This is a genomic window from Verrucomicrobiota bacterium, from assembly GCA_037139415.1.
Classification (GTDB): domain Bacteria; phylum Verrucomicrobiota; class Verrucomicrobiia; order Limisphaerales; family Fontisphaeraceae; genus JBAXGN01.
On record JBAXGN010000013.1, the window covers coordinates 19,392 to 34,676 of the forward strand.

The window sequence follows — 15,285 nt, forward strand, 5'->3', positions numbered from 1 at the left end:
GTCTGGGTTTAATATACGGTGCCGGGGGTCGGGCTGTTTAAAACAAATTCCGGCAGGGTGGTATCCGGCACCATGGGATACGCGTCCACGCAATTGGGCAAGCCATCATTGTCATAGTCCTTGAGACCATCGGGAATGCCGGTAGATTTGGTATCCGTGTTGCAAGGGTCAAGTCCCAGCATCACCTCCAAGACATCGGGCAGCCCATCGCCATCGGTATCCCACTGTGCCAGGGCTTGGGCCGAGAGCGGGTAATTCAGGGTTACCAACTCATCCAGCACACCTTGCGGACTGTTGCCTCCGGCGGCATCAGCCCCCAGCCGAAAGCCGCCGGCCCGCACACTGGCCGGGGGCCAGAAAGGCACGCCGTTGCTACTGGCCGCCAACGCGCCGTTGGTATAGATCGCCGAACTGTTGGCATCATAGGTAAGTGCGATTTGAACCCAATTGGTGAGTGCAAACGTGATGGGGGCATCCACCACCACCTGGCTTTGCCCGTTGGATTGCACCAGCAGGAACAGGTTGGTGCCTTCCGGTCCGAGCGCAAGCTGCCAGTTGCCAATTTCGGCGGTGTTCGTGTAGGTGCCCACTTCAATCAGGCGACCCTGGGTTTGCGGTCCGACGCCGTCCAGATTAGTGCTGGCCCAAAATGGTTTGAACCAGAACAGGAACGTGCCCCGGCGGCAGTTCAGATTGGGCACGGCTTGGCTGCGGTATTCCGAGTATGCCAGGTAGCTCGCACCATTCACGGCCCCGGTCAGGATGGCACCCCAGCCGCCGACCCCGCTATCAATCGTCACCGCGTTGTTGGTGAGCGGATACTGGCCCTGCTCGCCAACAAAATCATAGGTATCAAACTTCCACCGGCCCATCAGCACATTATGGACGCTATTGGCATCGGCTGGATCGGTGCCATCGGCCACTTCCTGACCATCATTAACGCCATCGTAATCGGTATCAGGATTTAACGGGTCCGTCCCATGCGCCACTTCCCACACGTCAGTCGCACCATCCCCATCTGTGTCGAGATTGGCAATCTCCGTGGCGCTCAGCGGATAATTGAAGGTTTGAAGTTCCTCGAACTGGCCATCCGGTGATTGTCCGCCAGAGGAGTCAATGCCCACCCGCAACCCGCCGGAGGCGCGCGCCGCCGCCGACGGCCAGGCATCCACCCCAGAACCCGTGGCCGCCAACTGGCCATTGATATAGATCGCCGAGGCCGATGGGCTATAGGAAACCACGATCTGGTACCAATGGTTGGATTGCCACGTGAGATTCTCCACTGTTGCACCGCCAGTCACCTGCCCATTGGTGCCAAACGCAAAGCCCAAACTGTCACCCGCCCAGTTCAGCCCCACGCACCACCAGCCTTCGGTCACTCCGTAACCACCCATTTCCAGTAGCCGGGCGTCGGTTCCCGGTCCGCCTCCGGTTCCAGAATTCCAATTAGGCTTGAACCAGAAGACGACGCTGCCATTCCGGCAATTGATGTTGTTGACATTCGTGCCGTTGACGATTTCCCGGTCATGATACACCAACCCGGCAAACATGGTTTGGCGCGGTATCCCCACCGCGTTGCCGTTCCAACTGGGATACAGCGTCACCCCGTTGGTGTACCAGGGCGTCTGGCCTTCCTCGCCTTTCAGCGTGCCGCTATTAAAGGTCCAATGCCCCAGCCGTTGGAGTCTGACACTGCCAGCTTCGAGTGGGTTGGTGCCATCAGTCATCAGTTCCTGACCGTCATTAACCCCATCATAATCGGTATCGGGATTGGTGGGGTCGGTCCCGTAATAGATTTCTTCCCAATCGGAGAGTCCGTCACCATCCGTATCCGCCAACCGCCAGTTGGTCTCCGCCGGACCATCCCAGATTCCATTGCCATTGGCATCCTCGATGTAGTCCGGCAAAGCATCGTTATCCGTATCCACCGGCCCGCCAAAGGCCAAGCGCGTACTTTCAATGGCGGCGTAATCCCAAGTGGCCAGCCCGTCGTTAAGCGTCAGGGCCAGCCCGTTGATGGTGTTTCCCACCAGCCCGATTTGTTCTGCCGCAATTTCGAGCCGGTTCCATTGCCCCGCCGTCGGCAAGTTACCCAGATAGGTCTTGGGGTCCCAGAGGTTGTTCGCCCCCCAGTAGCCGCGATGCCAGTCTGCAATTCCCAACCATTGCAGCATAATCGTAGAGGGGGTGCTGTAGGGGTCAGGATACACATAGACGACGAGTTTGTCACCGGTATAGAGGGTAATTGGAGCGGCTACCCCGCCAAAGTAGAGTTGATGCATGCCGCTAGCATTGGCGGATTGGATCGCCAGGCTGCCGGATTGCGGCGACGGGCTGGTGACCCAGTTGCCCCAATCATCCGTAGTTGAGCTGTACCAGACTCCATTAGGCAAAGCGTCCTCCAGCCACACATTGGTGAAAGTAGTAATGGTGGCCGTGCAGGCCACATAATGATGGCCTAAGTCCACCACGGAATTGGTTTCCTTGGCTTGATCATAGGTGGCGGTGTAATGGTAGAGGCCCAGCGCATCCGCTGTGGCACTGCCAGCGTTCAGCAACGGCGTGATGTCGCTGTTGTTGACGGGCAGATAGTGCCTTCCCAGCGGACCGGCTTGGAAGGGAATGTTGTTGATTGCCAAGACCACGTCGTTATTGCCTGAGGGGCTGAGGCGAGTGGCATCGGCGGTGTAGCCGTTATAATTGTTATCCACGTTGCCACTTTGGAGGACGTCATTGGTGGTGAACAGATTATCGTAAAAGGACCAAGTGCTACTGTTGCCATTGGTTAGCCACAAGGCACCATGCAAAAAGGTGTTATTCCAGAACCCGGCCGCGAACGCGGTGGTTGCATCGTTGAGTCCCAGGCAGGTTTGGTTGAATAGACAATTATTGGCGTACAGCACTGGTTGTTCCGAATAAACCGTGCCGCCCAGGAATTGGCAGGAAGCCAGAAAGTTCGAGCCCGTGCTACCGGCCACGCCCGCCAGATGCATGGCATTCCTTTCCAGCACTGACCATTCGGTAAAATTAGCCACTAGCGTTGCCGCTCCGGTCATCGCCACGCTGGCTGGGAACGAGCCACCCATCCAATTGGTGACGATTTGTTCCTGCACGGTGTTGTAACGCACGATTCGGTTGGGGACAGCGGCGCTGCCCTGGCTATACAGACTGGCACCATCGCACAAGGTCAAGCCGGCCCGGTCCTCTGGTGAGTAAACGCCCAACACCACGCCATTGCTGAGGGTAATGGTGGCGTTGCTGAGCAAGATTCCGCCAAAGACATAGTCGAGCGGCAGGTAATGATAGCCCAGCGCCAATCCGGAGACGTCGCGTGCTGCTTGAGGTTGAAGATCCTGAGAAGTGGTGTACGGTTCGGTGGATGTAATCACCTCGGGCGGATAGGTGGTACGTTTCTGCAATTCAGCCAGCAACCACGCGGGGATGTCGGTTGTGCCTGCTTCGCGATAGGTACTGCCAAGCAGGTAATGGCTGCCCGCACCAACGGTTTGGAAAACGCCGGCGTCGGTTTCCAGGGTGGCGGTGTGATCGGTAGTGAGTGTTGCGTCCCCCAAGTTGGTGACATAGGTTAAAATGCAGTTGGTCAAGGCCAGGGAACTGTAGGCGGGATTGGCCCAGTCCGCCGTGAGGGTGCCGCAACGGTTGATGGTGAGGTTACGGCCCACGGCATGATACTCGGTGCCATTGAACGCGTTTTGTACGTCATATAACAGCAGGTTGTCGTAGGTACAATTGGCGCCGCCATAGTCGGGGTACAGCGCGTTTTCGCAATGCTGGAATTGGCAGTTGCGCACGTTGGCACCATAGGCGGTATGCAAGGTGTACTGGGAGTAACGAAACTGGAGGTTTTCGAGCAGGGTACTCCATTGATCCACCGAGAGGGCGTTGTACGAGAGACCGTCTATGGGCGAATCGTCAATGGTCTCCCCCACCGTGCAATCATTGAACACGGTGAAGATGGCGGGTTGATAGGGGTCTTTGGGGCATTCGAACACGCCCCAGCATTGCAGGCAGGCGGTATTGGTGACGGCGTATTTGATAATCGCGCCCCCGCCGATCTTGGTCGAGTTCCAGACAAACACCGGGGCAGTGATCCAGTAGGTCTTGCCGCTTTCCAAAACAAGTTCGTCCAGGCTTCCCTCAACCAATTCATAGTCCAGCACCAGACCCGTGGCGGGCAGCGGCAGGCTGGCGATTTCAATGCGGCCATCCAGTTTGCCGGGTTTTGGCACCGGCGGCAACACTCGGCCTTTGGTCACCAACTTTTGACGCTCGGCAGGTTGCGGCAGGGCCGCGCGGGGTTTGCCTAATTTGGCCAAGAGCGGCTTTATATCAAGATACGCAACCCCCTCGACCAGATAGTTGCGGCCTTCAAATTGTTCATAGACCTTGTACACCGGCACGCCCCCAAAGAAAGGCGAGCCTTTGCCCAATTCAAAGGCCCGGCCCGGCCCAATCCGCAATGCGCCAAATACCAGCGTTTCATCCAACTGTCCTTTGATCGGGCGGATTCGTTTCTCCGGGGCTTGGGCGGGATTCATTTCCGTCCAGCATTCCAGGCGCGTGGTGGCGGGGTCCAAGCCGAAGTCCGCCGGATTGACGCTAAATTCCTGAAGCAACACGCATTGGGCAAACGTGGATGACGTGTGGGTGTACTGCACGTGAGCACGCACGCCTTCGCCCACCAGCGCATTGCGGTAGAGGATTTGGTTGGGCGGATGCAGTTCGCCAATGGCATCCGCCAAGGTGGCCACCATCACGCTGCGGTCAGTCTTGAGATCGCGCAAGGCCAGGCCCAGAATATGCGACTTCAGATGCCAGCCTTTGCCATCCTGCACGTCAATGGCCCAGGGTTGGTTGAGGTTGGGCGCAAAGGTGACTTGGCGCGCTGATTGCCGGGCCGCGGCACCGTGATCGAGCAGTTCAATGTCCGGCTTGTTCTCGACCCACTGGCCATGCTCCAACCGGTGCAGGCCGGTGTGGAGTTCGGTGACGGTGCCGCGCCGGGTCTGGGTGCGGCCATCGGAGAACCGGGTGGTGGTGTGGCGTTCCCACACGCGATGGTTCGGGCCACGCTCAATGATGTTGGCGGTGAGGTTGGTTTGGACAATCCGTGGCTTGTCCGCGGCGTGCAGGCCGGGCAGGCCGGCACACAACAGGAGCGCGAGCATACGGAAGAGGATGGAAGGGTGGAGGCAGATTTTCATCATGGCATGAAGGGGTTAAAGGTGAAGCGGACGGAGACCGGGCGGGCAGGCAATAAACGGCGAATTGTAAGGGTTAAGCGAGGCAAGCCCAGCAGCAATCGGGGGGGGGGTAGGACGATCTCCCCGAGGTGACACCCCGGTGATGAGGCACATCTATATGGGAAGCCATTCATAGATTCTGGCAGAACCCTAAACCGGCCGTGCAAGAAAGTCAATGGGCGCAGATACGATTTTAGTTATGCTGATAAAGTGATAAGGAATACTTATGAATCCTGGAAAAACGGGAAGAGATTTAGCAGAAAGATGAAACCGGCAGAAAAATTCGACTGAAGAAGATAGGAACTGGGAGTTTGGAGTTAGAATGACCGGAAGAAGACAGGAGCTTGGAGGCAGGAGTTAAAGCGGGCGAGGAATTCAAACCGCGAAACAGGCTAAAAACGCGAAAGCTGAAAGAGTTGTAACGGTACTCGGTTTGCTGCTCCCGCCCGTTCGGGTTTGGTTTACGGGGTCTGCACCCACTGGGTGAAGAGGGGGCCGGCGGGGATCCAACGGGCGTGAAATTTCACCGTGCGGTTCACAAACTCCTGCCCCAGGCTCTCGGCCAGATAGATCGTCCCGGCTCGGTCCTGGTACACATGCGGACAGAACATCAGCCCTGGCAACTCATCGCTGAACAGGCGCAGACCGCTGATATTCTTGGACTCCATCGTGGCCGGCAACTCGGCTGCGGTTGGTGTTCCATCGCTCAACGTCCGCACCACCTCGGCGATCAGCGCCGGGTCCGTGGCTCGTTTGTGCTCGGTGCGGCCAATCCTACTGCTGCACTCCAGCGCCTGGAATTTCGCGCGCCGGAAATCGAACGGTGGCCGTTTCGCGTTGCGGAAGACCTCGAACGCCGGCATCTCCGAGCCACAATCCACCGCCAGGTAATCCTGCGGCGACTGCCCTTCAATGGCGCAGACCAACGCGTTCCCGATCGGAGCGCGCCCAATGGCGTTGGTCGGCGAGCGCTGCAGCAACAGCGATGACTCCTCGAAATCATGGACGTACACTGCCGTACCGCACGTGGCGGTGCTGCGGCGATGCCACGGATGCGTCGAGTCCGTCTGGTCATGGACGTAGACGGGCAACGACCGGTATTGCGCTGGCACTTCATCGAACTTGATCCAAGCCCATGCCACGAATCCGACAACCGTCAACACCCCGGCAGCCGCTCCCGCGGCCCCCACGATCAGCCATTTCATTTTAACCTTCATCGCGTACTCCGTTCGTCAATGACAGGTTGGACAACCAGCCGTGTCAGCCGTTCAATTACATATTCACCGGTGGCAATGTAATAAAAAGCCGACTGGAGGTCGGCATCGGAAAAGCCAACGACAAAAATCACACTGCATTCAAAGTTTCCAATACCGATTCAAGGGGAAGCGAAACGTCCAAGTTGTGCTCCGCGAGCCATTGGGGATTAAAAAGTTTTGATTGATATTTCAAGCCGGAATCGCAGAGGAAGGTCACAATGGTTTGCCCCGGACCGCGCTCCAGAGCGTAGCGGACCGCACCAGCGAGATTGATGCCGGAGGACAACCCGAGGAACAAGCCTTCTTGCCGGAGAAGCTGATAGACAATGGTCAGCGCCGGCTGATCCGGGATGCGATAGGCACGGTCCACTCGAATACCCTCAAGGTTTTTCGTGACGCGCATTTGCCCAATCCCCTCAGCAAAAGAGTCGCCATCATCGGTATCCGTATTGCCCTGCGTAAACCAGGACCACATGGCTGCGCCATAAGGATCGGCGCACACCACGGCAACGTCGGGGCGCTGCTCCTTGAAAAAGAGCGACAGACCACCCAGCGTACCACCGGTACCAACGGCGGAAACCACAGCGGAAACGGCACCACCCGTTTGTTCGAGGATTTCCGGTCCAGTGGTGCGGTAATGGGCAAGGCGATTGGCGGTGTTATCGAATTGATTGGCCCAAAACCAGCCGTTTTCAGTGGCCAACCGTTCCGCAACCCGATTGTAATTACCGGGATTGCTATACGGGTTTTGCGGCACCGTAATGACCTCTGCACCCAGAACCCGCAGCAGACTGATTTTTTCCGGGGACTGGGTTTCGGGAATCACAATCACGGTACGATATCCTTTGGCGTGACCAATAACCGTCAACCCGATACCGGTATTGCCCGCAGTTCCCTCAATAATGGTGGCACCGGGTTTAAGCCGTCCAGTTGCCTCCGCATCGGCGATGATACCCAAGGCGGCCCGATCCTTGATTGACCCACCCGGGTTGAGGAATTCGGCTTTGCCCAGAATTTCGCAGCCAGTGAGTTCAGACAATCGGCGAAGGCGAATCAAAGGCGTACGGCCAACATGGGCCTGAATTCCGTGGTAGCGCGAAGTGCTCATATCACCAAACTGGGTTTAAATTGAATATTCAGAGTCCACCGGCAGGGCTCGTTTGGTTTTGTCGCGAATGGCCAGTTGTTTCTCTTCATAGATCACCAGGGAGTTGGCCGGGACACTCTGCATCAGAAAGACGTTCGCGCCGATGGTGGAGTTGGCGCCAATAAACGTCTTGCCACCAAGAATCGTGGCGTTGGGATAAATGGTCACATTGTCGCCGACATCGGGATGGCGCTTGCCGCCCTTAATGATGTGGCCTTCCTCGTCTTTCACAAAGCTGCGCGCACCCAGCGTGACCCCGTGGTAAATCTTCACATTGTTACCGATGCAGCAAGTTTCGCCAATGACGACGCCAGTACCATGATCGATGAAGAAATGGGTTCCGATCTGCGCGCCAGGATGAATGTCAATCCCCGTGCGCCAGTGCGCCCATTCGGTCATCATGCGCGGAATCACCGGAGCGCCCAACCGATACAACCGATGCGCCAGCCGCTGGATGGCGATGGCCTCGATGAACGGATACGACAGGATAATCTCTTCGCGACGAAGCGCAGCGGGGTCGCCTTCATAGGCAGCTTCGATATCGGTACGGAGAACCTCGCGGACTTCCGGCAGCGACAAGCAAAAAGTTCGGATGATCGGTGGAGTCTTGCCGGTCGGCTTGTGCGGATTACCGATACGCACGCCCTTGCGCACTTGTTCCATCAGGCCACGGATCACGCTGGCCAGGCGTGCTGCGGTGAGTTCCTCGATGGAACCATTATGGACCGCGTTTTCATCGTGGAAACCGGGGAAGAGGATTTGCAGCAGGTCTTCGCAGATCTGCGCCACTGCGCGCTTGCACGGCAGGTTATCCAAGTCACGATTATTTATACCGCCGGCGCGGCGATAGGACTGAAGCAGGTCGGGTAAAGCCTCGTCGCGCACTTCTTTCATCCATACTGCGTCACGGCGCGATTCCCGAGCCGATCCGGGGACAGGTTCTTGCTGGTCAAGGATCAGAGTTGTCATAATTAGCTGGAGACACGTTTATTCCATGGGGCTTTGGCAAGCAGCAAGCCCATGCCACAAAAATCAGTGATCCCGGCAAAAATGAGCCCGGCACCCACGAAGCCGGACAGCCAGATGAACGCAGGATGAACCAATTTGGAGAGCAACACCCCGCTGAAAACCAGCGCCCCAGCCGCAATGCGGACTTGCCGCTCCAGGCTGATCACCTTGCTGGTGCCGCGCACCACCGGCAGGTTGGCCGCATCCCAGGCCAACGTCCCACCGGTCACGACTGTCGGCTCGGAGAAACCAGCACGCTCGAAGAGTTCCGCCGCCTTGGTAGCACGCTGGCCGCTGCGGCAAATCAAATATACTGGCTTTTCTTTGTTCACCCGGTTGCCATCGAGCAGCGCTTGGGGATTGAGTTGATCCAGCGGAATGTTGACCGCCTGGAGCACATGCACTTCCGCAAACTCCACCGGAGTGCGAACATCAAGCAACGGCAAAGCCGGCTGGTCAGCCAGGAGCTTTGCCAATTCAGCAGGCTCAATTGTTTTCATGACATCAATTTACAGTAATTTCGGAGCACGATAAATCGTCTTCCCAGATATTTACCCTTGGCGCACCAGTTGGTGCAGCGCCTGAACCAGCGCATCTACTTCCTCGCGGGTATTGTAAAAGGCCAGCGAAGGGCGCACGGTGCTTTCCAGCCCGAATCGCCGCAAGGAAGGCTGCGCGCAGTGATGTCCGGAACGCACCGCAATGCCCTGCCAGTCCAGGTGCTTGCCGATTTGCTCGGTCGGTTTACCGGCAATGATAAAGGACAGCACGCTGGCCTTGGCCGAGGCGGTACCGATGAGCCGCAGACCACGAATGGACTCAAGAGCCGAGGTGGCATACACGAGCAATTCATGTTCATAGGCCGCGATGGCTGGCAGCCCGACCTGGGTCAGATAATCCACCGCTGCGCCCAAGCCAACGACACCGGCGATGTCAGGCGTTCCCGCTTCGAACTTGGCCGGAATGTCCTGATAGGTGGTGTGGGCGAAGGTGACATCTTTAATCATGTTGCCGCCGCCTTGCCACGGGGGCATGGCTTCCAGCAGTTTGGCTTTGCCATACAGCACGCCAATGCCAGTCGGCCCGAATATCTTGTGCCCAGAAATCGTGAAAAAGTCCGCATCCAAGGCCTGAACATTGATGGGAATATGGGGCGCGGATTGGGCGCCATCCACAAGCACCGGAACGCCGTACCCATGCGCCAATTGGATAATCTGCTCCACCGGATTAACGGTCCCCAGCGAATTGGCAACGTGCGTGACGGCCACCAACTTCGTGCGCGGCCCCAACAGGGTGGCGAATTGGTCGAGCAGCAGTTCGCCATGATTGTTGATCGGTGCCACCCGGATGACGGCCCCGGTCTGGGCCGCGAGCATTTGCCAAGGCACAATGTTGGCGTGGTGCTCCATGGCCGTGAGCAGAATCTCATCGCCAGCACCAATGTTCTTGCGCCCGTACGTTTGGGCAACGAGGTTAATGGCTTCCGTGGTGCCCCGAACAAACACGATTTCCCGCGTGTCTGACGCGCCCAAAAACCGGCGGACTTTTTCACGTCCGCCTTCAAACAACTCCGTCGAGCGCGCGGCCAAGGCATGGGCCGCACGATGAATATTCGAATTGTCGCGACGATAGAACTGCGAGGTGGCGTCAATCACCGCCTGCGGTTTATGCGTCGTGGCCGCATTGTCCAGCCAGATCAGCGGGTGCCCGTTGACGAGTTGGTGCAGGGCCGGGAAATCGCGCCGGACAGATGCCACATCAAATTTCACCGGAACTTGGGTGGCTCCGTAGGGTAAATCCGGGGTGACAGAAGTGGCCAACTGCCCGGGATTGCTGAGGAAATAGTAGGCGGGTGGCAAAGCCACATTTCGGGCTTCAGGGGTGTGCGTTCCAACCGTTTCCCGCGCGACACCTGCCGGACAGCGTGGTTCACCGAACGGGTGAGAATCGTTGGAGCCGGGGGTATGTCCACCGCTTTCAAGATTGGCTGGATGCGCACCACCCGTCTGGGCTGCCGGATGCACCGGGGGAGCAAACGACTTGGTTTCGGCAGGATAAGCTCCGGCCAACCCGTTCCCAGAGGTTGGGATTTCCCGCTGGGATGTGAGGTCCCCACCCGCGGGAACACCTTGATGGTTTTCCAAGTAAAGCTCGTTGGCCAACTGCGTGATCAACGCCGTGTCAGCCGAATGCTCATCGCCCCCGGGCGCTGGCATATCAAGCCTTGGGGTAGACATATTTGTGATAGGAATCAACGTGAACGTTGTCGAGGCGTGCAATGGCATCCTGGGTCAGCACGGCCACCGAGAAATAACGGGTAACCAGATGTGACGCAATGGAGTGTTCATTCGTGCTCATGTAACGGACCGAGAGACCCGGCTCGAGTTCCCCAGTAACCCCGGCTTTTTGCAACCCCACTACCCCCTGGTCGGCCTCCCCCACGCGCAGCAGGATGATCGAAGTCGTCTCCGGCCCGCCCTTGGACTCGGCTTTGATGTCCAGTTTGTTCGACGGAATCAGGGGCACCCCGCGCCAGGTCAGGAAGGGGGAACCGAAAATCTGGACGGTAGGGGGCGGAACCCCGCGCCGGGTGCATTCCCGGCCAAAAGCGGCAATGGCCTTGGGATGAGCCAGAAAGAACGCCGGTTTTTTCCAAACCAACGCGAGCAACTCATCCAAGTCATCCGGGGTCGGGGCACCGGAGCGCGCGTTGATGCTCTGCTCAGGCGCAATTTCCTTGAGCAACCCGAAATCGGCGTTGTTGAGCAGTTCCCATTCTTCGCGTTCCTTGACGGCCTCCACGGTCAACCGGATCTGCTCGCGCAGTTGATCAATCTTATTGCTGTAAAGATCGGTCACACGTGTATGCGTATGCAATACCGTCTGCACGGTGTTCAGATGGTATTCGCGAGGGCTCTTCTTATAATCCACAAATGTGGTCGGCAGCAGCGGTTCACCGCCCTCTGCGGAACCACCCTCTGAGGTCAGCAATTCCACCTGACGTTCGCCATACTCATTGGCCAACTGCCCTTTCTCGGCCTTGGCCACCTGGTTGACGCGGTAAACTCCGCCGTCCACATGCACATAAGGCAGCAGCCGCAGGAGCCAGCGCGGCGTGATTTGCACCGTTTGAGGCACCGTTACGGTCGCGGTGGCCAGATTGCGTGCGGCAGCAGCGCTGACACTTAAGGCAACGGACGTTGAATTGTGAACATTACTCATAATATAGTTGTTGTTTTCGTTTTTCCGGGATTCACCGGCAAATTACATCTACCTTGCTCGTAACGAGCAGGAAATTCATGGCTGGTAAAGTTGGAAACACAATCCCGAAGCGACCGTTATGCGCCGCTGCGATCTCAACACCTGACCGATCCATGAACATGTTAAACTATTCAAAGCCGACGGCCTCCAGTGGTCTGGTAAGCCGCCTGCGGTACTAATGTTCTGGATGGCGTGGTCGCCTCTCCATAGGGAGGTAATGTTAGTTAATATTCGGAAACTGTCAATTTCTTCAAAAGATTTTTTTGCTATGGTCGCCCAGCCAGCCATGATCACTATCATTCGCAGGAAAAAACAAAATTCCAGCATGCGCGGCGCCAGTCCCGCCGCAACCGGACAAACCAGCGGAAGCAACAACATGAGAATGGCAGCCCGCGTGGCGTGAGCCGGAAAAAAGACGTTCCCGATCACTCATTTGCACCGCCCGTTTTCTGCTGGCGCCGTTTTTTTGCCTTAACCCCCGCCGCCTTGCCATCCCCAGGCGTTTGTGGCGTGGGCAACGGGGCACCAATTGACTTGCGCCAGACAAGCAGTTTCTCGTGCAATGCCCTCGTTTGCTCCGGTTGTTTTGCCGCCAGATTATTTTTTTCACCGATGTCTTCCTTCAGGTTGTAAAGCTCCAACCGTCCGGTTTCAAAAAACTCGATCAATTTCCAATCCCCAGAACGAATGGCACCTGCGGGAGTCGTACGCCAGGTGCCTCCGCCGGCTCCAAGATAACCGGGGAAATGCCAGTAGATGGCATCACGCTTTAGCGCACCCTTTGCGCCTTGAAACAGCAGTGGGGTGTAGCTTTCACCATCGAGCGGGTAATTGGGCGGAGGCGGCACCCCTGCGATTTCCAACAGCGTTGGGTACAAATCCACGGAAATAATCGGTGTGTCGCTGATGGTGGCGGGGGCGATTTTTCCCGGCCAGCGAAAGATGTACGGCACCCGCACGCCACCTTCGTAAAGCATCCCTTTGCCGCCTTTGAGCGGTGCGTTATCGGTAATGCTGCCACCCTGAATGCCCTCCCGTTCGTAGCCGCCGACACCGCCGTTGTCGCTCGAATAAATCATATAAGGGTATTCTCCGCCAGTTTCAATTCGTCCAATAACGCCATTACACGCCCAACGCTTTCATCCACGCTGGCAATCATGCCCGCATACGTTGGATCCTTGTGACCACCCACCGGCGGTTTGGATGCAAACTTGGCGATCCAGTTCGTCTTCGCCTCGTGGGGCGCATGCACGGCGAAATGCGGAAGATACAGGAAAAATGGGCCGTCCTTGTGCCGGCGGATGAAATCCACCGCTTTATCGGTCAGGAAATCCGCCAGATAAGTGCCCGCAGGGTAATCCGTCTTCGGTCGTGTGGCGAAATTGAAGTGTTGTCCTTCGGACACAATCGCTTCGTCAAAACCGCGTTTCGACGGATGATGCGCTTCATCGTTGCCCAGATGCCATTTACCAAACATGCCAGTGGCATAGCCTGCTTTTTGGAGAGTCTGAGCCACAGTGATTTTCTCCAGGGGCAACTGCTGGACGTTATCCACGGGCCGAAGCGGGCGGCTCGGCCAGTCGAAACGGTCAATGCTGCCGACCGTATAGACGCCGGTGCGCGGTCCATACTGGCCGCTGAGCAACGCGGCGCGCGTGGGCTGGCAGTTCGGGCCACAGGTGTAACCGCTGGTGAAGCGAATACCTTGTTGCGCCAGCCGGTCTATGTTTGGTGTTTCGTAATAACCGCTGCCGTAGCAAGCCGAATCGGTATAACCCAGGTCATCGGCGAGGATGAAGACAATGTTAGGACGCTCTGCCGCTGCAGCGGCGAAAGCGCCGAGCAAAAGCGCAACGAGTATGAAGCTGGAACGGAGAAACTTCAGGACAGATGTGAATGTGGTCATGACTCAGTCTTTCTCTCCCCAAACTTTTGGCGCTTTGAAATCCTTGCTGGCTGGAGCAGCCTTCGGTGGCACGGCGGCCTTGGCGAACACATCGAGACGGGCACGCAGCTCATTCGCCCTCTCCGGCTGCGCAGCCGCGAGGTTGTTCTTCTCGTAGGGGTCTTGGACGAGATTGAAGAGTTCGACGAGTTCGTTGGTCGAGACAGCGGCGGCCCTCCGCTCGCGGCGGGTGGCCAAGGTTTCGCCGTCGTTCTCGCTGTCGCCCATCGCGATTCTCCCGTTCAGCACCAGTTTCCAGTCACCGACGCGGATCGCGCCATTCTTGGGTGTGGAGTTGAGCAGGATCGCGGAGTGCGGCGATGGTTTTCCTTCCGCGATGGTGGGCCAGGCGTCTTTGCCGTCGAGCGGGAGCTTCTGTTCGAGCGAGGCACCGGCGAGTTTCAGCAAGGTGGGATACCAATCCACCACATGGAGCGGCTCGTTCACAACGGAGCCAGGCTTGATATGACCGTCCCAGGTCGCAAACGCCGCCACGCGCGTGCCGCCTTCGTAGAGCGTGCCTTTGCCCGCGCGGAGCGGACCATTACTGGTAACGCGCCCCGGCGCAGGGCCGCCGTTATCGCTGGAGAAAATGATGAGCGTGTTCTGCCGCAGCCCTTGCTTCTCCAGCGCAGCGATGATCGTGCCAATGGCCTCGTCCATCGCGGCGACCATGCCGGCGTAAGTGCGGCGTGGTTCTTTAAGGTGGGCATACGGCTCCTTGTATTTCTCCGGCACCTGATGGGGCGCGTGGACGGCATTGAAAGGCACATAAAGGAATAGCGGCTTGCTTGCGTCATGCTCGGTGATGAGTCGCACCGCTTCCTTGGCGTCGAGAAATGTGCTGTAGCCTTCGTCGTGCGAGACTTTGTCATCGCGATGCCAGTCGAAGCCACCGTCGCGGATGTGCGTGAAGTAATCCAGCGCGCCGTTGTAGTGACCGTACTGATGGTCAAAACCGCGCCGTGTCGGCAGATAAGCCGGCTCAAAATGGCCGAGGTGCCACTTGCCAACAATGGCCGTTTCGTAGCCAACTTCCTTGAGCGCCTGCGGCAGGGTTCGTTCTTCCAGCGGCAAGCCATATTGCGCCCAAGGGCGCACGACACCCACCTGCAAGCCATGCCGGATGGGATAGCGCCCGGTCAACAGTCCCGCCCGCGTCGGAGAGCAGACGGGCTGCACGTAGAACTGTTCCAACCGCGTCCCAGCAGCCGCGAGCTTGTCGATGTTCGGCGTCTGGATGTCGGGACCGTGAAACCCAACGTCCGCCCAGCCGAGGTCATCGGCAAGGATGAAGAGGACATTGGGCCTCGGTGCGGCGGCTTTGACTTCTGGCAGGGGGAGGCCGGACAGCAGCGCGACAAGCAAGGCGAGCGGCAAGCTGAGTAATTTCATGATGGGTTT

11 protein-coding genes are annotated in these 15,285 nt (G+C 57.7%); 1 reads left to right on the forward strand and 10 read right to left on the reverse strand.

Annotation, left to right across the window (positions count from 1 at the left end):
- Positions 1-8 precede the first annotated feature (8 nt).
- The 7 genes from WCO56_03815 to WCO56_03845 form a co-directional block, all read right to left on the reverse strand.
- Complete coding sequence (locus WCO56_03815) at positions 9-5,228, reverse strand: LamG-like jellyroll fold domain-containing protein (protein MEI7728667.1); 5,220 nt, start codon at positions 5,226-5,228, stop codon at positions 9-11.
- A gap of 497 nt (positions 5,229-5,725) precedes the next feature.
- Positions 5,726-6,469 carry a hypothetical protein gene (locus WCO56_03820; GenBank protein MEI7728668.1) on the reverse strand — a complete coding sequence of 248 codons (744 nt, stop codon included), beginning with the start codon at positions 6,467-6,469 and terminating at the stop codon, positions 5,726-5,728.
- 139 nt (positions 6,470-6,608) lie between these two features.
- Positions 6,609-7,628 carry a cysteine synthase A gene (locus WCO56_03825; GenBank protein ID MEI7728669.1) on the reverse strand — a complete coding sequence of 340 codons (1,020 nt, stop codon included), beginning with the start codon at positions 7,626-7,628 and terminating at the stop codon, positions 6,609-6,611.
- Between the two features lie 15 nt (positions 7,629-7,643).
- On the reverse strand, positions 7,644-8,636 hold the full coding sequence (epsC, locus tag WCO56_03830) for a serine O-acetyltransferase EpsC (GenBank protein ID MEI7728670.1): 993 nt from the start codon (positions 8,634-8,636) through the stop codon (positions 7,644-7,646).
- A gap of 2 nt (positions 8,637-8,638) precedes the next feature.
- Positions 8,639-9,175, reverse strand: a complete 537-nt coding sequence (locus WCO56_03835) for a rhodanese-like domain-containing protein (GenBank protein ID MEI7728671.1) — start codon at positions 9,173-9,175, stop codon at positions 8,639-8,641.
- 51 nt (positions 9,176-9,226) lie between these two features.
- Positions 9,227-10,912: a cysteine desulfurase gene (locus WCO56_03840; protein MEI7728672.1), complete on the reverse strand. Its 1,686-nt coding sequence runs from the start codon at positions 10,910-10,912 to the stop codon at positions 9,227-9,229.
- A complete protein-coding gene (locus WCO56_03845; protein MEI7728673.1) occupies positions 10,893-11,897 on the reverse strand; it encodes a family 2A encapsulin nanocompartment shell protein in 1,005 nt (334 codons plus the stop codon). Before WCO56_03845 ends, WCO56_03840 begins: the two co-directional genes overlap by 20 nt.
- Positions 11,898-12,153: 256 nt before the next feature.
- Here WCO56_03845 and WCO56_03850 point away from each other — a divergent pair, with 256 nt between their 5' ends.
- Positions 12,154-12,339, forward strand: a complete 186-nt coding sequence (locus WCO56_03850) for a hypothetical protein (protein MEI7728674.1) — start codon at positions 12,154-12,156, stop codon at positions 12,337-12,339.
- 22 nt (positions 12,340-12,361) lie between these two features.
- Here the strand turns inward: WCO56_03850 and WCO56_03855 are convergent, their stop codons facing one another.
- The 3 genes from WCO56_03855 to WCO56_03865 are packed head-to-tail and all read right to left on the reverse strand — an operon-like array spanning position 12,362 to position 15,276.
- A complete protein-coding gene (locus tag WCO56_03855; GenBank protein ID MEI7728675.1) occupies positions 12,362-13,015 on the reverse strand; it encodes a sulfatase/phosphatase domain-containing protein in 654 nt (217 codons plus the stop codon).
- The gene (locus WCO56_03860; protein MEI7728676.1) at positions 13,012-13,842 is read right to left on the reverse strand and encodes a sulfatase-like hydrolase/transferase; all 831 of its coding nucleotides are present in this window, start codon (positions 13,840-13,842) and stop codon (positions 13,012-13,014) included. Before WCO56_03860 ends, WCO56_03855 begins: the two co-directional genes overlap by 4 nt.
- A 3-nt stretch (positions 13,843-13,845) precedes the next feature.
- Positions 13,846-15,276, reverse strand: coding sequence for an arylsulfatase (locus tag WCO56_03865; GenBank protein MEI7728677.1), 1,431 nt, complete (start codon positions 15,274-15,276; stop codon positions 13,846-13,848).
- Between the last annotated feature and the right edge of the window lie 9 nt (positions 15,277-15,285).